The following is a 21,125-nucleotide window of genomic DNA, read 5'->3' on the forward strand; positions in this document are numbered from 1 at the left end:
ATGCTTAATCTAGTTTTTTTGCGCCATCAGAAATTTCTGCTAAATAGAAACTTGGTGCATAACCAATTTTTTCTTCGTAAATGCGTCCAACTTCTTTTTCAAACGTTTCAACTTGATCTTTAGCAACGATTGCAATTGCACAGCCACCAAATCCGGCACCGGTCATTCGTGCGCCCAGCACACCAGGTTGTTTCCAAGCTGTTTGGGCAAGCGTATCTAATTCAACACCTGTCACCTCATAATCAAACTGTAATGAAACGTGTGATGCGTTAACTAATTTACCAAAACGTTCTAAATCTTTATCTTGTAAAGCTTTTTGAGCCATGATTGTTCGTTGGTTTTCTGAAACTGCATGACGCGCGCGTTTTAAAAGATTTTCTTTTTGAATCAAGTAAGTTTGTAGATCAAAACTTGCATTATCCATGTCGCCCAATGATTTAATATCATTTTTTTCTTGTAATAATGCTAATGCTGCTTCACATTCACTACGTCGTTCGTTATACTTGGAATCTGCCAATTCACGACGTTTGTTTGTGTTCATAATAATAATAACATTGTCTTGCAAATCAATTGGTACCAAATCATACTCAAGCGTATTTGTGTCTAATAAGATGGCATGATTTGCTTTACTCATACCAACCGCAAATTGATCCATAATACCTGAGTTAACACCGATAAATTTATTTTCTACCGTCATACCCGTTTTAACAAGGTCAATTCGATCGATATCCAAATTAAATTGATCTTCTAGAATAACACCCATCAATAATTCGATTGATGCTGATGATGATAAACCGGCACCATTTGGGATATTACCTTCAAGAAGAATATCTAATCCTTTATCAATTACGTATCCTTGTTCTTGCAAGTAAACAATCATTCCTTTTGGATAATTTACCCAATTATGTTCTTTTTGGTATGATAGATCGCTTAAATCAAATGATACAACACCATTATCTTTAAAATTATTCGACATGATATTAATCTTTGTATCATCACGTTTTGTTGCAACTGCATATGTGCCTAATGTAATGGCCGTTGGAAATACATGTCCACCATTGTAATCTGTATGTTCACCAATCAAATTAATTCGACCTGGTGAGAAATAACTTGCATCTGCATCCACGCCGTAAACATCTTTAAATTCGTTCTTTAACTTATCAATTTTCATTATATTTTCCTCCAATTTATTAACCGCTTTCATTTTACTAAATATTTACTAAAATTACAATCTTTTTCACTCAATTATTTTTATTATGGTAAACTAATAAACATAATCACCCAATCAGGAGGTAGTCATGGCAACACTTAAAGATATTGCACAGCTTGCTAAAGTTTCTAATGCGACTGTTTCCCGCGTACTAAATTACGATCAAACATTATCCGTCGGAGATGATACCCGTAAACGTATTTTTGAAGCGGCAGAAAGTTTAAATTACTCAAAGAGTACAAAGAAAGCAACCACAACTAAAGGCAAAATTGCCATCGTTGAATGGTACACCGAAAAAGAAGAATTAGAAGATTTATACTACCTTTCTATTCGCATTGGTGTTGAGCGTAAATTAATTGAACTCGGCTATGAAATTACCCGATTTTTCCAAAATGATCAATTCGATTCTTTAAATAATGTGCTTGGGGCCGTCGTTATTGGAAAATATAGTCCCGCACAGATTGCTGAACTCAAAAAAATGAATTCAAATTTAGTTTTTGTTGATATGGACACACTAGATGCCGGTGTCAGTTGTGTTATGACTGATTTCAAATCACCAGTTAAGTCAGTAATCGATTGTTTTAATGAACAAGGTCTTACAAATATTGGCATGCTGACTGGACAAGAAAGTACTTTTGATGGTGTCAACTTAGGCCTTGATCCTCGTTTCATCTACTTTAAACTGTACTTAGAAAATATGAATAATTATCATCCCGAATGGATTTACACGGGAGATTTCACGCCAGAATCTGGTTACCAGTTAACCTTAAAATTATTGGCTGACCACCCGGATGATTTACCAAATGCCCTATTCGTCGCCAATGACGCGATGGCTATTGGTGCATTACGTGCGTTAAATGAATCTAATATCGACGTTCCAGAGCAACTTAGCATAATCAGTTTTAATGATACGTCAATTGCTGAATACACTTTTCCCGCACTTAGTTCGGTTAAAGTTTACACTGAACAAATGGGGAAATCTGCTGCCGAATTATTAGTTAATCAACTGGCTACGGCTGATGAAATTATCCCTCAAATCATCACAATTGGCACGACCCTATCTCTCAGAAATAGTTCAAAATAAAATAGCAGATTTCAGAATTTTTCTGAAATCTGCTATTTTATTTATTTCTATTACGACCAATTAACCAGAATACTAAACCGACGACAACCATCATCAAACTTCCAACTAGCATTGTATTGAGAGTGTCATTAATATATGAACTTACGATGCCTGTAAAAACGGCTGCCCTACTAGATACAATGCTGATTAACCCGGTGTATAATGCAAGTGCCGAGCCCACAGCAATTAAAATACCACTCCAGATGGCACTAGATCCTATATATTTAAGCGGTATAAAAAACGCACGATTAACAACTAGTAAAAGTAACGCAAGTACAACTGAGACAATTAAACTATATAAAAAGAAAGACTGCACTGTCGATTTTATCGAACTAACCGTTGAGGAAATTTTTGATAAGTACGAATTTTGAACATTATTCGTTAAATACTCATTCAAATTACTTTTAAAAGTTGCAACAAGGCTGTCTGCTTCAGCATTATCCGTCGCGTTTGACGTGTTTACCTTTTTCGAAATGTTACTAGCAACTTGATTTGTTATCTCTGTTGGATTGATTACTTTTTCTTTACCCGTGTAGATATTACCGAGACTCGCTTTTGCGATGTCATCAACTTGTTGATCCGTTAACGCATCTTTGACAATTGACGCTGGTACGTTATTTAATGTCGCAATATTTGATATTGCATCGTTCATCTCCCTAGTCACTAAACTTACACTCGTGTCCGTCAAGACTCTATCTTCCGTATATTTTTGATTTAACACAGTCATTCTTAAAACACTCGTCACAAATAATACGATTAAGCTAAGTGTTAAGAAGAATGCCAACCAGCCGTTCAACCCTTTGTGATTATCCCGACTACCTGTTTTATTGATTTCACTTTGAAATTCTGCGCGCATATTGTTTCCCCTCTCACTAAGTTTTCGGATTTATTTAAGTTTTAATAACCACCTAACAGCCTAATTGTACTCGGCGCGCTTGAAAAATGATAGTTTATAAAAATAAAGTACTTTATAACCTTTCGGCTATATCTAAATTATGATAAGTTAACTGTAACATTTCCCAATTAATCGTCTTATCCAATCTATTTTTACAAATAATTAAAAGAAGGTGATTGTCTTGATTACAATAGGCTCAATTTTAAAAGAAACTCGCAAGAAACAACATTTAACTCAAAAAGAAGTTTCCCAGGATATTTGTGCACAATCTATGCTTAGTGCCATTGAGACGAATAAGTATATGCCTAATGCGCAACTATTAATTCATTTATGCCAAAAACTGTCTATTGATTTAGATCAAATAAGCCTTTTAAAAAATTTTGATATTAGTTCAGAAACTCAATTTAATAATCGCGTTGATAGATTATGTAATCAACATTGCTACAATGAATTACTTCAGTTTCTCAATGAGAAATCAATCATTGATGACTTAAAAACAGACAAACAACTACAAGCCTACTATTACTATGTTGGCGTTGCCTCCCTGCATACTGAAACTAACACTGCTAATGCTGAAAAAGCCATCAAACTATCTCTTGCTTCTGGCAAAAATAGTCTTCAAGGTACACTTTCCAGACTTGGAACCATTTCTTTAGCTTTTATCTACGCAAAACATCACCTTAAAACGACAACTCAAACCTACATTGACCAAACTTTTGAAAATTTTGCTAACTTATTTTATGAAGAAAATCAAAATATTTTATTTTACTTAACGTCACTCATTTATTTTGAACTCGCTGATTATACTACATCCCTTAATTGGATAGACAAGACTATTACCTTCGCCACTGAACATAACTCGCATTATATGCTAGCAAATTCCTTTTATTTAATGGCACAAATTGCAAAAAAATCTGAAGATGACGACAAACTTTTAGAAGCCACTCAAAATCAAAAATTATTAACTAATCTTTTTAGCGAAAAAATCTATAAAAACATATAAAATATCAGAATACTGATTTTAAATTTCTTTATAGATTAGATAGACTGAAGCCATCAAATAAAAGGAGGCTTCAATTTATGAATGAATTACTATTTTCAAATACTATTTCAATTGAATCAAGTAAAGAAACAATTACTCTACTTTTACAAAATCCAAAATTTTTACTCAAATGGGTTCCAGATATTATTCAGGTTGATCCGCTCGATGACCAAAAATTTAATATTCGCAGAACAGATTCTGCTTTAAATAAAAATGAACAACTCTCTATTAGTACTGAAAATGATACAATCTCCTATCAAAGTACAGGCGGTAAACTCGAATATACATTAAGTTTTATTTTAACAAGCAATGACACTAAAACATTAGTCGAAGAATGTTTTTACCTATCTCCAAATAATCATTCACATTTACCCTTAAAATTACTTACCCCAATTGCTAAACATGCTTTTAATTCAAATTTACAAGGACTAAAAAAAGTTATAGAAATTAATTAAATAAAAGGACAACTCACTTCAGAGTTGTCCTTTTATTTTATTGCCATTCAAATGACAGTTTATAAAAATAAAGTTATTTATGCTAATTTAGACCCATTTGATTTTATAACATCACGATACAAATTGAATGATTTCTTCTTCGTTCGTTTTAATATGTATCTTGGTTATAGTCATCTAAATCTACCTAAATGAACCTATATCTTTTACTCCTTTGTGATGTCGGGGCACTAACTAGATCAATTCATCCCCATGATGCGTAGCCTCGAACGCCAACCCCATCTTCAATGGCATCAGAGATTGACTGAAAATGATTACGGAAATACTCAATTTGATAATCATCTTGAATCGAACCATCTGATTCAACTTTATCATTATTGCCTAGTCCGTTTTAAATAATCCACAGTGGTTTACCATATCTATCATATAAATAAATCAATGGAATTTACAGGCCTTTAGAATCAACTTACCAACCCCAATCTGTCATAGATAAATAAGGATTTTTCACTCCTGTGCTGTTGACGTCCTATATATTTAGCACAAAGATCATAAATTACTTCAATATATCACTCACTTCTATTGCCTAGCACGTATTTAATTTACAAGGACTAAAAACGATTTTAGAAAACATTTGATAAATCAATCCATTTTAGATAAGTGCACATCAAGTACAAATTTATTATGATTACTCACAAATCTCGATGTTGAATACTCAAAAGCGCGCCCTTTTTGATCGTAAGCTATTTGATCTATCACAAAGATTGGGCTATTCATATCCACTTCCAAAGCTTGGCTCGTTTCTTCACTTGCCGGTTCCGCGTAAACGACTCTCCGCGCATCCGTTAACTGTATTTTTGCGTAACTACCTAAATAATCATACACAGATCCAGATAATATTTTTTCATTAATTGGTGCAACTGAAACCGGCATCACAGAATGTTCAAAACTGTACACCTGATTATTAATTAAACGGATCCGTTTAATTTCATAAACTGGATCATTGGATAAGATTTGTAAATTTTTTCGTTCTAACTCGGTCGGTAATCGTGCGTTAAAGTACAATAACCTGCTAGTTATTTTTTGATCCCTATGTGAGTAGGTTACTCCAATCGGCAAATCTAAAGGAAGCATCTCGGTCGACTGAGTATCCATCCTAGGGCGGACATACGTTCCTGAACCCTGTTTGCTATAGACTAATCCTTCGTCGATCAATAAATTTAAAGACTTTTTTAACGTCAGCCTAGAAACTTCGTATTTTTCAGTTAATATTTCTTGAGTTGGCAGCAAGGAACCCGCACGATAATGATTTGTTAATATATCTCGCTTGATATCTGAATATATTTCTCGATACCTATACATTTGTCTACCTCATTTCTTTATGATTGTATATACATATTATACTAAATTAAATAATTTGTAAACGTTTTTAATTAAAATATGTATTTACAAATTATATGTTAATGGTTATACTCTATTTATGGAAAGCGCTTCCTAAGACGAAATAAAAGGAGATTTTTATTATGCATTTTAACTTAGAAAAGATTCAAGAACCACTCTTAAAAGTTTCTGCATGGGTAGAAAAAAATACCATTTTGCAGGCGATTAAGAATGCGTTCGTTAGAACCATTCCCTTTACCGTTGTCGGATCATTCTCCAACTTAATTAAAATGGAACTCGACGCATTAATCAAAGCAAAAAATATTCATAATGTTATTTTAACAAGCATTAGCGATTTATTTGGTTATATTGGTACCGCAACCCTTGGTATCGTCGCATTAATTGTTGTTTTCTCATCGGCATACTCGTACGCAATGGAATTAAAAAAAGACGAAAAAAATAAAGGCTTGAATCCAATCATTGCAACATTGTTAGCATTCGCGGCATACTTCGTTATGATACCAAACAATGTTAACTTTTTGGATGGAAAAGCAAAAATTGTTGAAGGATTTTCCACCTCATTTTTTAGTTATGAAGGAATGTTTACGGCTTTAATTGTCGGGATGCTTGCCGTATCACTATTTGCTCGCTTCGCGAGAAGTAAATTTACTATCAAGATGCCAGGCAACGTTCCACAAAATGTTTTTGATTCATTTTTCTCATTAATCCCAATTTCTGAAGTATTAATTATCTTTGGAGTAGTTAGAATTTTAATTCAATCACTTGGTTACGTTTCATTGGTTCAAATGATCGCGGATATTGTTATATCACCCATGTTAAGCGTTGGTGTTGGACTACCTGCTATTATTATTGTTATTTTATTGGAACAGATTCTTTGGTTCCTTGGCTTACATGGCTTTAACATCGTTTGGGGTGTTATATCTGCATTTTGGTTACCACTTTTTCTCAAAAATGTTGCAAAATTTGCTGAAACTCAAAGTTTTGCGGATATTTCAATTTCACCTAATACAATGACAAACGTCTACGCTATGATTGGCGGTTCCGGTGCAACATTTGGATTAATTATTGCAATGTTAATTTTCACAAATAAAGGGGAAAAGGAACGAGAAGTGGCAAAACTAGGTTTTATCCCTAGTTGTTTTGGTATCAATGAACCTGTTATTTTTGGGTTACCTATCGTTTTAAATCCATTAATGTTTATTCCATGGATAGTTGTTCCCGTTACGAACGCAATTATCGCTTATGTCGTAACATCAATCGGTTGGGTTGTACCACTTGTTGTTCTAAATTCCGGTAATGAACCTATTTTTATTAGCACGTGGGTACTAGGTGCATTTCACTTAAGCCCTGTAGTCTTAACTGCCGTTTTAGTCGTTCTCGATACCGCATTATATGCGCCATTCGTCATTATTAATCAACGTCACGAACGTGCAGAAGCAAAAAAAATGGAACCAAATACGATTACTGAATAACTACATTTAAGAAAATAAGAGGTGTTTCCTTTGAAAAAAATTCACGCAATTGCTCATACTCATTGGGATTTTGAATGGTATTTTACTCGTCAAGAAGCTCGAGTTCAATTTGCTTTCCACATGGATGAAGTTTTTGAAGCATTAAATAAAAATGAATTAGATTATTACCTATTAGACGGACAAATGTCAATTATTGATGATTACCTGGAGACATCGCCAGGAAAAGAAATTCTTATTAAAAAATACGTTACTGCTGGACGATTACTTATTGGACCTTGGTATACTCAAATTGATGAAATGGTCACATCAGGTGAATCGATTGTTCGTAATATTAGGATTGGTTCGAAGTTAGCTGATGATTTAGGTGGAGTCATGAAAGTTGGATATCTTCCTGACTCTTTTGGTCAAGGTCAAGACATGCCAAAAATATATAATGGTTTTGGTATCGATAGCGCCGTTTTCTGGCGTGGATTCCCCTCTGATAATGATTCGCGTTACTTCTATTGGACAAGTAATGACTCCTCAAAGGTATTAGTTGCTAATATTAAAAACGGATATTATGCTGGCGTAGATCTAGTAGAGAACGACGATTTCCTTAACTTATCGGAAAAAATTACAACTAATACAGCTTCTAATAGTCTTGCTCTACCAGTTGGTGGCGATCAAAGAGCCATCGATCATAAATTAAAAGATAGACTTGAAGTTGCAAATAACATCCTTTCAGAATCAAACTTTATTATTAAGGAAAGCACCTATCCAAAATTCTTCACTTCGCTAGCTGAAGAACCTAATTTACCCACTTTTAATGGGGAATTTATCGATCCATCGGATTCTAAAATACATCGTGGTATCTACTCTTCTCGTTATGATTTGAAACAACTTTACGATCGGTTAGAACGACGAATGACCTATGAAGTCGAACCGCTAATGGCAATAGCTACACATCAAGGCATTCCTGAAAAGCAAGGATTAGTCGATAACATCTGGAAAACAATTGCTCGCGGTCAAGCTCATGATAGTTCCGGTGGTTGTAACAGTGATAAAACTAATCAAGATATTTTACATCGTGGTATATCGGCGGACCAATTATCCATTTCATTAAAGAGTTATCTGCTGAGGAAACTGAGCATTTCAATTACAGAAAAAAACCAACCTGACTTATTTGCATGGAATCCTCTTCCAGTAACAGTCAGTGAGGTCAGAGAATTCGAGGTTAGTACACTCAATGCACATTTTACAATATCAACAATTGACGGCGCCAACGTTCCTTTTGACATTATCTATCAAAGAAAAGAAAATGCTGCTGTTTTACGCCGTAATACCGAGGAAATGACCAACGATTTTTACTTTATAACTAAAATTTCTTTTAAAACAACAATATTAGCAACTGATTGGACTGGCTATTATTTTCAATCAACCCAATCAAATAAACCTGCAAACGAATTACAACTATCTAACGATATTCAAAATGATTTTTATAAAATTTATTTCGAAAACAACCAATTAACTCTTATTACAAAATTTAATAATAATTCTTACTCCAATTTCATAACGTTTGAAGATAGTGGCGATGAGGGAGATACGTACGATTATTCTCCAGCATTCAAAGATTGGATATTAGACTTAAACTTTTCAGATACTAATTCAGTCACCTTCAAGTCAGGATATTTCAATCAAATAATGTCCATTAACGGTTCATGGGATTTGCCAATGAATCTAAGCGAACGCGCTTTAAAAAATAAAACCGGAAAAGTTAATTACCAATTAACACTCAAATTAATTCAGAACTCAAATATAATTAATTTTAATCTTAAGATTGATAACTCAGTTTTTGATCATCGAATGCGTCTTATCCTAAATACACAATTAACCGATATCGATAATTCCTATGCGGACACACCATTTGGAGTTATTACTCGTCCTACTGAAGATAAACATCTTAAAGACTGGAATGAAATTGGTTACCATGAAGAGCCAACAAGTATGCGACCAATGATTCATTTCGCAAATTCTCACAATAAAAAAGCAAGTTGGTCTTTTCTAACCCTTGGTACAAAAGATTTTCAATTAATAGGTAAGTCATTTGATAAAATGGCCATTACGTTATTTAGAGGCGTCGGTTTCTTAGGTAGACCCGACCTAATGCGTCGTCCATCGGATGCATCTGGTTTACAAACAAAAATAGTTCCAACTCCGGACAGTCAATTAAATCAAGAATTATCATTTGAAGGTGGTTTAGTTATTGAATCAAAGTTTAATCCGATTGAACTTCAAAATAAACATCGTCAACTAAGCCAAAATAACCTTTTCTACCAAAATCAGATAATAAATCGCTTCACTACTCCTCTACAATATTTTATGATGAATCCAACTTCATCGAGTGTTATTCATAGCCAAATTATGTCCGTTGAAAATTTAGAAGTGGTAATAAGTAGTTTTTCAATCTCAGACGATAAAGCCGGTTATGAACTACGTCTTTATAATCCAACAGATGATTTAATTGAAAAGCCAGGTCGTATTGCATTAGAAGTCGCATGCAATATTGCAGAACTTGATCTGAACGGTAAAGTCAAAAAATTCATTGAGTCAAAGGTTAATACCATTGAATTATCGAGTTTTAGACCTGGGGAAATTAGAACCTACGGTATTATGCCAATTAAATAAGTAATTATGCTAACTAATAATTGAGGTGCACAAATGATAAATCAAAAAGAGCTCATCAACCAAGTCGAGGATTATTCACTAACGGTATCGCTTTTTTCAAAAAAATCAGAGGCGCTATTCCAGAATATCTTTATCGATACTTTAACAAATACTGTTAAGGTAAAAAATAACTCAGATATTTTTGTTGCTACGGGAGACATTCCCGCTATGTGGCTCAGAGACTCAACGTTTCAAATACTTCCTTATCTCTCCTTAACAGATAAGATACCTGAATTAATGCAATTAATTCATGGTGTCATTAAGCAACAATTAACATATATTCAACATGATCCTTATGCAAATGCCTTTAATGAAACTAGTTCAGGCGCCCATTATGCAATTGACAAGTCAAATATTCCCATATCTGACTTGGTTTGGGAAAGAAAATTTGAAATTGACTCGCTGTGCGCTCCTATTCACTTAGCTTCAGAACTTTATCACAAATCTGGATACTCGAACCATCTAGACGCTAATTTTTGGCAAACCGTGGATTTAATTATTGATACGTTCATCAAGGAACAACATCATGAAAATTCTGATTATATTTTCAATCGTTCTGACGGTCCATCAACTGATACGTTGAGCCATGATGGCAAAGGATCACCAGTTGGATACACTGGGATGGTTTGGAGCGGTTTCAGACCGAGTGATGATGCGTGTCTGTACGGTTATCACATTCCTGGAAACTGTTATATTGTATGTATATTAGACGAACTTATTTCATTGTCGGAAACACAAATGGTTGCATCCAAATTAATTGATAAAATATTAAAACTTCGATCCGATATTAAGTTTGGTATTGATAATTTTGGAATTGTGAAAGAGCCCAATACCCTGGAGACAATTCTTGCTTATGAAGTTGATGGTTTAGGTAACATCAACTTCATGGACGACGCGAATGTTCCAAGTCTATTATCACTACCATTTCTCGGATATATTTCATCTAGTGACGCCCTCTATCAAAGAACTAGAGAATTTATCCTAAGTAATAAAAATCCATTCTATTATTCGGGAAAATATCTGAAGGGAATCGGTAGCCCACACACACCGAATAATTATGTTTGGCCAATTTCATTAGCGATGGAGGGATTAACATCCGATAACTTAGAATTTATACAAGGAAGACTAGATACCATAAGCACAACCGATAACAACACGTTACAATGTCACGAAGGTATTAATGTTGATGATCCAAGTCTCTACACTAGGGATTGGTTTTCTTGGGCTAATATGACTTATTGCCAACTCGCCCTACGGTACATGGATATTCAAGAAGAAACATCCGGGCTAAAAACCTAACACATGGTATGAATCAACTTCTAACGAAAGCATACTCTATTTAATTAAATGCAAACAAAAAAGTATTATCAATTTTCATGATAATACTTTTTTAGTATCGCCGTTAATTTTTGCTCTACACCAGTCACATCGTTATCCGTGCCTAAACCAGTAATAATATATTTTTCTAACGTTGAGTTTAAATAATTTTTATTCATGAAGTTTGTAACGACTAAATCATAATTTCGATTAGAATCATAAACATCTAAGTTCACGCGCAAATTACCATTTAATAATTGGCTGACGTACATAATAAAAACGTCCTTAACCCTTTCGTCCGTGTTTAAATCAACACCTACAGTCAATAATTGTTCCTTAGCCAACAGCCGTGAATTAAAGATTTCCATAACGGAATTAGCAAATGAAACACCATACCTTAAATAAAATTGATGCCATTCAGGTTGATCTTTTACTTCTTCAATCATTGCATCCATTGCTTCTTCCACATTTTTACGAACTAGAGCGTTATCACTTTTCACACGATACGTTTCCATCATTGTTGTGCTAACTGATTTTAAAATACCGTGAAAACAAAACGCTTCCGTACAAATTGGATATAATGATTCACTTAAATCTCCACCAGAAATTTGAATGCCCAGGCTTTTTTCAAATCCATTTTCTAAAAACTCGACAGCTTGTTGTAACTTATTATTATTTCTCCGATTAATGGCAACGAAATCGTGCGCAACAAAAGTACTCCATGGCACCGATACAAACGCTATCGTCCATGCATAGAGCAGAGCACTCTCAAAATGGACATCAACTTTATCTTTAAATTGTTTAATTATCTCCCCGAACTCTTCTTCGACACTATCAAATAAAGAGTTATTCGTAACCATATCTTCTAAAACGGATGAAATATTATGGTTATCTTGATCGTTTACCGTCATTCGCTGACTCGTCACTTTTAGCCAAATTTTCACTCGGACTAAACTACTGTCATTTACATTGAAATCAAAATATTCTTCAAATCGTTCAATAATTGTCATGATACTTCCATTTTCAATTGATTCTTCAAATTTAAAATCAATCCCTAAAAATAGTGAGTAATAAAAAAATCGAATTTGACTCTCATCACCCAACATGACGCCTTGCGCAATTTTTAAATTAAAGCCCTCCAAAAGAGGCGTTAACCGTTTAATTCTTCTAAAAACAGAAGCTTCACTCACGTTCAACTTAGCACCTAAATTTTCAACCCTACCGTTACCTTTAGTGTAAAATGCCATTAAAATTTGATAATTAATAGACTTCTTAATGTAATCATATATTTTTTCGTTGAAATTAATTTTACCTTTGCCTACCAATTGAACATTATTTTTTTTAATAATCATGTAGGGTGTATCCCCAGAATTGAAATCTTCATCTAGCTGAAGCAAAGCAACTTTTACGGCAGTTTCAGAAACACCTAATTGCTCACACAACGCTTTTTTTGATAATCCAGTCTCATTCAATGCTAAGATTTCAATAATCTCACAAATCAGCCATTCCTGCTTATCAAGGATACTTTTTTTGTACATACTTGCCTCCAAGTTTTTATAATCATCATGTTTTTTTAAATGAACTTATTTTATCATTCGGAATACTGTTTCCAAAAGAATAAATTCTCTTTTTAAAATTCTAACATTTAACGTATCCTGTGTCATTTTTTTCCTAGTCTAAATGGGTCTCATACCAACAAAAAAACCATTATCGTCAGATAACAGTTTTTCCACATTATTTATTAACTTAATCGTTCAAGTTATACCTTAATTTCATTTGTTCAGAACCAGAAATAACCATTTCGCCTAATAATTGTGTTTGGCGTTTCAATGATTCTTTAGCCAATTTAGCATTAATTTCTTCTAAGAATTTAGTCGCATTGGACTTTGTAGGTAATGCCTTATCAGCAGCATTTTGAATAGCATGGTACGCGCTCATTGCTTCTAATTCAAATGTATTTCGCATATCCACATAGAAGTCATAATTCGTATCGCCCAATAATGCCGTCGTACAACTCAACCAATACATATTGTTTAAATCAAATTCGCCGGTCGCATTTTTATACGAATCTGGCGTGTCATTAACGTTAGCATAGAATGGCACAATCGTGTTAAACGTGTTTGCCCCATAAGCCAACCAATGAATACCAGCGATTTCATCAGGAACATCATTACGAACTTGTAGTAAATGCACATTATGATTACGGTTAATTCCAATTGGACGGAAACGTGTTTTAATATCTTCAGGTGCACTTCCGTAAGGATCATAATCCGTATTTTCAAAATGTGCACTTAAAACAAATTTCACATCTTCAATCGATATTTTACGATTTGCCCGACGGATAAATGGTAAGTCTTGATCCATTGGATCCTGTGTAATTTCAGGATTAAAGAATTGTTGACCATACCATGTACGAGGATTGTTATAAACTGTATCCTTAATTGATGCACTACCAAAAATATGACGTAGATTATAACCGTCAAAATCAGGATTCAAATGGTTGTTATCAATCAAAACTTGTAAATCTTCAGAACAAAGGGTGTCTTCTGAATCAAAATCAAATGTATCAATATTTCTACGATTAGGTGCTACTACGTAAGCGTCATCCGGAATACGGACGGCAGCCCAGTGATGGCCACCAATTGTTTCAAGCCACCAGATGCTATCATTATCAGAAAATGCAATACCATTTGGTTCGTATGTGCCATGAGTTAAGAGTAAGTCACCTAATCGTTCTACACCTTCTTTAGCGCTATGGATATAAGGTAAAACAAGTGTGACAAGATCCTCTTCACCAATACCACCAGCAACATACGGATCAATTCCTTGAATCCGTGGATTAGTTGTTATTGTTTCTGTCGCAGACATTGTAACGTTATCACTATTGATTCCCGCTGCGGGCCAAATACCGTTCGTTAAAAGTGAGTTTGGAATTGATGTGTAACGCATTGGGTTATCAGGTAATTCTACCTTCACACCACTGATCACAGCTTGATAATTACGAGGTTGATCTTCAGGTTGTACCACAACAAAGCGTTGTGGATCTAAAGCTTCATGCCCATCGTCATTTCGAGAAATCATCGTTGAACCGTCGATTGAAGCCTTCTTACCAACTAGAATTGATGTACAAGAACCGTGAACTCTTTTTTTCATTTTCCAAACACTCCTTATCGATTTAATACTAATAGTATAGCCGTTTTTACAAGAAAATAACAGGTCTTAACGCCAAACAAAAAGAAGCCTCAATGCCAAAACTGGCGTTGAGACTTCTTCAATTAATTCTTAATACTTATCTACTTACTTCTTTGTCCGTTTTGCTTTTTTTCTACCTACCATAAAGATCAGCGATGTTGCGAGTAAGGCTGCACCAACCAAGGTCATCAAGAGACTTGTTGCTTCATCAGTTTGAGGCAAACTTCCTGTTTCAGTTTTTGTCTGATTAGCTGAGGTTGTGCGTGACCCGTCATTTGGTGTGTCAGTCAATGTTGTTGTCGTTCCTTTTGACTGATCATCCGTTGTTGGTGGCGTTACGACAACTGCTTCCTCATCCTTAAGATAAACATACATGACTGTTTGCGTCGTATCTGTGAAGATCCCTTCAGCATTGTTTGGCGTTTCCTTCAATTTCCAACCTGAAAGTTGTTTTGCCTTAGATGTATAGTTGTCGCCAACTTTTCCAGAAAGTGTAATCGATGCCGATAATTCATTACCATCTTTATCAACATATTTTACGGTTACATCTTTAGCTTCTGATCTGGTATAAACATAGGTCACTATCTGAGCGCCGCTTGTAAACTTACCCTTTGCATTATCCGGCGTCGCCTTAAGCGTCCAACCTATAATACTCTTAGCAGCTGTTTCATAAGCATCCCCTAACTTACCAGAAAGGTTATCAGGTGTTGCTAGTTCGTTACCTTTTTCATCTACATATTTAACTGTTACGGGTGCAGCATCTGTTTTTTTATATACATACGTAACCGTTTGAGCCTTATCTGTAAATGTCCCTTTAGCGTTCTTTGGTGTTTCTTTCAATGTCCAACCTGCCAACTCTTTTGAACTAGATGTATAGTTATCACCAATCTTTCCTGACAAACTATCAGGCGTTGCCAATGCGTTACCATCTTTGTCAACATAGTTAACTGTCACATTAGCTGCATCTGTTTTTTCATACACATACGTGACCGTTTGTGCAGCATCTGTAAATAGTCCTTTAGCATTACTTGGTGTTTCTTTTAGCGTCCAGCCAGCAAACACCTTAGAATCAGTTGCATAAGCATCTCCAACTTTTCCCGAAAGTACGTCCGCCTTAGCTAAATCATGACCTTCCCCGTCCACATATTTAACTGTAACAGGGACAGCATCCGCTTTTTCATAGACATACGTGACCGTTTGTTTAGTATCTGTAAATGTCCCGGTCGCATTTTTGGGCGTCTCTTTCAATGTCCAACCAGCAACATTTTTAGCCATTGTGCTGTATGGATTGTCAATCTTCCCTGAAAGAATGTCTGATGCCACTAATTTGTTGCCTTTTTCATCAACGTAATTAACCGTTACATCAGCCGCGTCTGCTCTTTCATACACGTACGTGACTGTTTGTGCTTTATCTGTAAACGTTCCTTGTGCATTATTTGGTGTTTCCTTCAAAGCCCAACCGGAAATATTTTTAGCCATCGTGTTATAAGGGTTAGCGATCTTTCCTGAAAGCACATCTGATGCCGCTAATTGATTACCTTTTTCGTCAACATAATCAACTGTCACATTTGCCGCATCTGCTCTTTCATACACATATGTGACTGTCTGTGCCTTGTCTGTAAAAGTTCCTTGTGCATTATTTGGCGTTGTTTTTAACGTCCAACCTGATAATACCTTAGAATCAGTCGTATAAGCATCCCCAACTTTTCCTGAGATAACGTCGGCTTTAATTAAATCATTGCCTTTTTCATCCACGTATCTAACCGTAACGGACACAGCGTCCGCTTTTTCGTAAACGTATGTGACTGTCTGCGCCTTATCCGTAAAAGTTCCTTGTGCATTATTCGGCGTTTCCTTCAACGTCCAACCAGCAAGATTTTTAGCTGCTGTACTGTACGGATTAGAAACTTTCCCTGAAAGAATATCTGATGCTACTAACTTATTACCTTTTTCATCAACATAATCGACAGTTACATCGGCCGCATTTGCCTTTTCGTAGACATATGTCACTGTTTGTTTAGCGTCTGTAAACATTCCTTGCGCATTGTTTGGTGTTTCTTTCAATGCCCAACCAGCAATATTTTTAGCCGTTGTGCTGTATGGATTAGCAATTTTCCCTGAAAGCACATCAGGCGTTGCCAATTCCTTGCCATCTGTGTCAACATATTTTACAGTCACATCGGCTGCGTTCGCTCTTTCATACACATATGTGACTGTTTGTGCTTTATCCATAAATGTTCCTTGTGCGTTACTTGGTGTTTCTTTTAATGTCCAACCTGATAACACCTTCGAGTTAGTTGTATAAGCATCTCCAACTTTCCCCGGAAGGACATCAGCGTTCGTTAAGTCATTACCTTTTTCATCCACATATCTAACCGTAACGGGAACTGCATCTGCCTTTTCATAGACATATGTGACCGTTTGTTTAGTATCCGTAAAAGTTCCAATGGCATTCTTTGGTGTTTCCTTCAATGTCCAACCGGAAATGGTTTTAGCCGTTGTATTGTATGCGGCATCTATCTTTCCTGAAAGAATATCCGATGCCACCAGTTTGTCACCTTTTTCATTTACGTAGTTAACTGTGACGTCAGCCGCGTCTGCTCTTTCGTACACAAACGTAACTGTTTGTGCATCAACCGTGAATATCCCAGTTGCATTATTTGGTGTTTCTTTTAATGTCCAACCGGCAATATTTTTAGCCATTGCGCTGTATGGATTCGATACTTTCCCCATCAACGTATCTGGATCCGCTAATTTGTTGCCTTTTTCATCCACATAGTTAACTGTGACTGGTGCCGCATCTGCTCTTTCATAGACGTAAGTTACTGTCTGTGCATCCGCAGTAAACGTGCCACTCGCATTTTTGGGTGTTTCCTTCAATGTCCAACCAGAAACGTCAGCTGCAGTTGATGTATAAACGTCACCAAAATCACCTGTTAATTCTTTTGAAGCAGCAATTGTTTTACCAGTTTCATCGACATATTTTACGGTAACTGGTGCAGACGTTTTCTTATAAATGTAAGTCACTTTAACAGCGTCTGCTCCAAATTTACCAGAAGTTTTACCTTCTACCTTCACAAAATCATAACCTGGAATCTTCTTCTGAGTTGTTGTGTAGTCATCATCGAAGTAGCCACTTTGCACAACATCATCGGCAATCGTATCGCCTTTAACATCAACGTAGCTCGCCGTTACATCCGCACTGGCACGAATTAATTGTGTTCCTATCGCACCTGTCTCAACAACTTGTAGTTTGTTAGCCGCAATTCCGAAACTGTTATAAGCACCACGCGTTTCTTGAACGGCACGTGAAACTGCTGTTGTTTTAACTGGTTTATTACTAATTAACGTTGAATCTGAAATTTCAGATTCTTTAGGGGCAACTAAATCAAATGATAACGTTACACCTTTGCCTTGGGCCCATTCAACGCCATCATTAAGTGTGATTTTGTATGAATGAATGGTTGACCAATCAGTCACTTTGTCAGCCGCTACCCAAGTTGCATCTTCAGCACCTGCTGGATCAACAATTTTAGCAGCACCTGCTGGGTAAACGGTATTTTTATCCAAGATACCCGCACGTTTAGGATTCTTAGAAGTGCTATAGAGCACGGTCATCTTATTTTCCCACTCGCTTGGTAATGTAATTTCACCATCTAACTTCATTTCATAAGCTGAATTACGAGCAGCGCCATCAGTAATATTAGCATCTCCGATTGAAGGTAAGACATCTAAAAATTGCATTGATGTTATTTTTTCGTCAGTATCATTTTTAAGAGTTGCTTTGTAAGTGGCTTTTTTACCAACCGTCACATTACCTAAATCGCCATAACCAGTATCCTTATCACCTTTGATACTTGTGCTAATATCGAGATTAGATGCTTTATTTAAGACGTAAGCATTACCCGTTTTAATAATTGGGGTATCTGTCTTACCATCTTTATCAATATCATCCGTATCCTCAGATTTAACGGTATCCGTTAAGAGAACCGTGTCACCCGTTGGTTTAACCGCTGTATAATCGGTATCACCGATGGTACCAGTCATATTAAACGTCATATTAGGCGTCGCATCTTTTGAAATATCTACTTTAAATTGTCCCGTTAAGTAACTACCGGAAACCAACTTCCCGTCTTCCATCGTCACTTTGACCATTTGACGTCCAGTACCTTGATAATCTTTATCATAGAGTTCGGCACTGTATTCAGCTGAAGAAACGGCTTCTTTAAATGTGACCCCTGTTGGTAAAAGAACGTAACTCGTATAAGGACCATTTAAGGGTGAAATTGATGCTTTATTATTTTCAATTGATGTTAAAACCGTATTTTCACCTTCATTAACGGTACTTCCAACAGTATCTAGTAAACTAACCGAAGCTTTAACAACTTTAGTTTCACCGGTCGTTTTAGCTGCAACTTCAACGTGACGAGGTCCAATTCTGTCTGTATAGACCTGACCAACATCGCCACTAAATTCTTCTGCCCATGTATTCGTTGTATAATCTACATATCTTGCTGCTTCAAAACCTGTTTCATCAGCAGACTGAGCACCGTAAAAGGTCATATCCATGGTATTTTTTACTTGACCCGTATAGCCCTTATCAATCGTAGCATTAACCCTCATACCATTATTGTATAACCCGGCCGGAGCCATTTTGATTGGTTTTCCGTCTGGACCTTCAGATCTTTCTGCTGCCGCATCTCGATTTGCCGGAACTTTTGTATAACTTTTATCATGGAACCATAACCAAATATTCGCAACCTTTTTCCCGTCTGGAATTCCTAATTGAGAACGTGAATATTTAGCGTTCGTTTGCATATCCATCTTAAGTAATGACCAATCGGCATCGACTTTACCATTTGTTTCATATTTTACCAACATCGCAAATGAAACTTTTTCCTTAGGCGCTCCATATGTTGGTAGCTTATTATTTGGCATGTAATAAAAATTACCAGTTGTAAAACTATCAAGATCTAGATGCGTGTCCATATTATAATAAATGTTGTAATATGCGAACCCAATATATGTTGACGTTGCCGTTTGCGATGATAATGTTAATCCATAACTCAGAAGAGCATCATCATTAACCGTTATATCGGGATCAATTAACGAAGTTGATGCTACCCCACCGTTTCCATTCGATGGTCCTAAGTGATTAGTTGGAAATGCCGAACCGCCGGGAATTGGAATTGGTACATCCGTTGGATCATTTGGCATAACCATGACAACTGATTTAATTGGTGTCGTATCATTTGTGCTGCCATCAAGGAATGTTGCCGTTGAACTCATTGTGTTCGTTATTTGTGAGTAGTACGCCGCTGTATCTGAAACTTTAGCTTGAATTGTGACATTTTTTTCAAAGAAGTTAGTTGCCGCGGCCTTTTGTTCTGCATAACTTGGTGCCGTATATTCCCAAGTCAATGTTCGGCCATCAGCACTGACTTTAGGCTCTTGTGCCCCATCTTTTACACCGTAATAGTCTAAACCCGCTCCTAAAGTATAAGTTGCCTTAACTGTTGATCCTTCTTTAACGTAAAGGGCTCCTGATGCTTTTTTTGGTGCACTAATACCGACACCGTAATTAACGATATCGCCACGATTAGGATTAGTATAGGTTTGGCCTTCGATGCCAAGTAGTTTATTTGTTGCACCATAATTATTATCAGCCGTAATTTTCACTGCTGATTTAGAGTCGTAACTCTTACTTTCACCATTTTGATCTGTACCAGTGAAAGCTGCAGCTACATTCAGGGTCGTATTAGGTAAAACTGCCCCATTAGTTGTTTGAATTTTTAAAATTGCTTTATTAGCGGTTCTTGCATCTAGTTTATCAAAATGATAATTCAAGATGCCCTTATTTTTATCGTAAGTTGGTGCGATACCTGCAATTTTAAGCTCAGCTAAATCTTGCGTGAATGTCATATTCTCATTTAAATTGTCTGGTAACGTTACTTTTAAATCAACATTCGTAAATGCGGTATCTCGACCCGACATTTTAAAATACAAATTAAAGTCAGCCCATTGGCCGGCTTCAATTGTATCTTTTTGAGCCTCAATGGTAATATCCGTATTAACATCTCCGGCACGCGTCATACCCGTTTTTGACTTAGCGGCAGTCGACGACGATGATGTCGATGGTGCTGCTTTTGCGGTCGTCGTTTCAGACGTTCTGTTAACCCCCTGTGCAAAAACAGACGACAATGGTAACTGTGTAAACAACGTAATAACCGTTGTTGCGATTGTTAGTCCTTTTTTCATATTTAATTCCCCCTGTAATCTAATAACCCATGTGCCGCCCCGGCACAATTAAAGTGTACCTTA

Annotated in this window: 13 protein-coding genes; 6 read left to right on the forward strand and 7 right to left on the reverse strand. The window is 36.0% G+C overall.

The window, feature by feature from the left end:
- Window positions 1-4 precede the first annotated feature (4 nt).
- Window positions 5-1,171 (reverse strand): galactokinase, encoded by a 1,167-nt coding sequence (locus N0K73_RS07060; RefSeq protein ID WP_112251405.1) that lies wholly within the window; start codon window positions 1,169-1,171, stop codon window positions 5-7.
- A gap of 127 nt (window positions 1,172-1,298) precedes the next feature.
- Between N0K73_RS07060 and N0K73_RS07065 the strand changes: the two genes are divergently transcribed.
- The gene (locus N0K73_RS07065; RefSeq protein ID WP_112251403.1) at window positions 1,299-2,294 is read left to right on the forward strand and encodes a LacI family DNA-binding transcriptional regulator; all 996 of its coding nucleotides are present in this window, start codon (window positions 1,299-1,301) and stop codon (window positions 2,292-2,294) included.
- A gap of 37 nt (window positions 2,295-2,331) precedes the next feature.
- On the opposite strand, the gene N0K73_RS07070 is transcribed toward N0K73_RS07065, so the two are convergent.
- Window positions 2,332-3,189, reverse strand: coding sequence for a hypothetical protein (locus tag N0K73_RS07070; protein WP_112251401.1), 858 nt, complete (start codon window positions 3,187-3,189; stop codon window positions 2,332-2,334).
- A gap of 220 nt (window positions 3,190-3,409) precedes the next feature.
- On the opposite strand from N0K73_RS07070, the gene N0K73_RS07075 reads away from it, so the two are divergent.
- Together N0K73_RS07075 and N0K73_RS07080 are read left to right on the forward strand one after the other, a co-directional pair.
- Window positions 3,410-4,231 (forward strand): helix-turn-helix domain-containing protein, encoded by an 822-nt coding sequence (locus tag N0K73_RS07075; protein WP_225416507.1) that lies wholly within the window; start codon window positions 3,410-3,412, stop codon window positions 4,229-4,231.
- 77 nt (window positions 4,232-4,308) lie between these two features.
- Window positions 4,309-4,725 (forward strand): hypothetical protein, encoded by a 417-nt coding sequence (locus tag N0K73_RS07080; RefSeq protein ID WP_112251399.1) that lies wholly within the window; start codon window positions 4,309-4,311, stop codon window positions 4,723-4,725.
- Window positions 4,726-4,966: 241 nt separating this feature from the next.
- On the opposite strand, the gene N0K73_RS07085 is transcribed toward N0K73_RS07080, so the two are convergent.
- Window positions 4,967-5,071 (reverse strand): family 1 glycosylhydrolase, encoded by a 105-nt coding sequence (locus tag N0K73_RS07085; RefSeq protein ID WP_225416511.1) that lies wholly within the window; start codon window positions 5,069-5,071, stop codon window positions 4,967-4,969.
- 290 nt (window positions 5,072-5,361) lie between these two features.
- The gene (locus N0K73_RS07090) at window positions 5,362-6,081 is read right to left on the reverse strand and encodes a GntR family transcriptional regulator (protein ID WP_057974330.1); all 720 of its coding nucleotides are present in this window, start codon (window positions 6,079-6,081) and stop codon (window positions 5,362-5,364) included.
- 161 nt (window positions 6,082-6,242) lie between these two features.
- Here N0K73_RS07090 and N0K73_RS07095 point away from each other — a divergent pair, with 161 nt between their 5' ends.
- Genes N0K73_RS07095 through N0K73_RS07105 form a run of 3 tightly spaced genes read left to right on the forward strand, consistent with a single transcriptional unit; the run spans window position 6,243 to window position 11,594 of the window.
- Complete coding sequence (locus tag N0K73_RS07095; protein WP_057974329.1) at window positions 6,243-7,592, forward strand: PTS sugar transporter subunit IIC; 1,350 nt, start codon at window positions 6,243-6,245, stop codon at window positions 7,590-7,592.
- 30 nt (window positions 7,593-7,622) lie between these two features.
- Window positions 7,623-10,256 (forward strand): glycoside hydrolase family 38 N-terminal domain-containing protein, encoded by a 2,634-nt coding sequence (locus N0K73_RS07100; protein ID WP_057974328.1) that lies wholly within the window; start codon window positions 7,623-7,625, stop codon window positions 10,254-10,256.
- A gap of 33 nt (window positions 10,257-10,289) precedes the next feature.
- Complete coding sequence (locus tag N0K73_RS07105; protein WP_112251397.1) at window positions 10,290-11,594, forward strand: glycoside hydrolase family 125 protein; 1,305 nt, start codon at window positions 10,290-10,292, stop codon at window positions 11,592-11,594.
- A gap of 68 nt (window positions 11,595-11,662) precedes the next feature.
- On the opposite strand, the gene N0K73_RS07110 is transcribed toward N0K73_RS07105, so the two are convergent.
- From N0K73_RS07110 to N0K73_RS07120, 3 genes are all read right to left on the reverse strand, one after another.
- A complete protein-coding gene (locus N0K73_RS07110) occupies window positions 11,663-13,150 on the reverse strand; it encodes an AcpB/EbpR/MafR family transcriptional regulator (RefSeq protein WP_057974326.1) in 1,488 nt (495 codons plus the stop codon).
- Between the two features lie 208 nt (window positions 13,151-13,358).
- On the reverse strand, window positions 13,359-14,765 hold the full coding sequence (locus N0K73_RS07115) for a C69 family dipeptidase (protein WP_284068500.1): 1,407 nt from the start codon (window positions 14,763-14,765) through the stop codon (window positions 13,359-13,361).
- A gap of 144 nt (window positions 14,766-14,909) precedes the next feature.
- Entirely contained in the window at window positions 14,910-21,062 is a 6,153-nt protein-coding gene (locus tag N0K73_RS07120) for a MucBP domain-containing protein (protein WP_112251393.1), read from the reverse strand.
- Window positions 21,063-21,125 lie beyond the last annotated feature (63 nt).

This window comes from Dellaglioa algida, from assembly GCF_030127605.1.
GTDB classification, from domain to species: domain Bacteria; phylum Bacillota; class Bacilli; order Lactobacillales; family Lactobacillaceae; genus Dellaglioa; species Dellaglioa algida.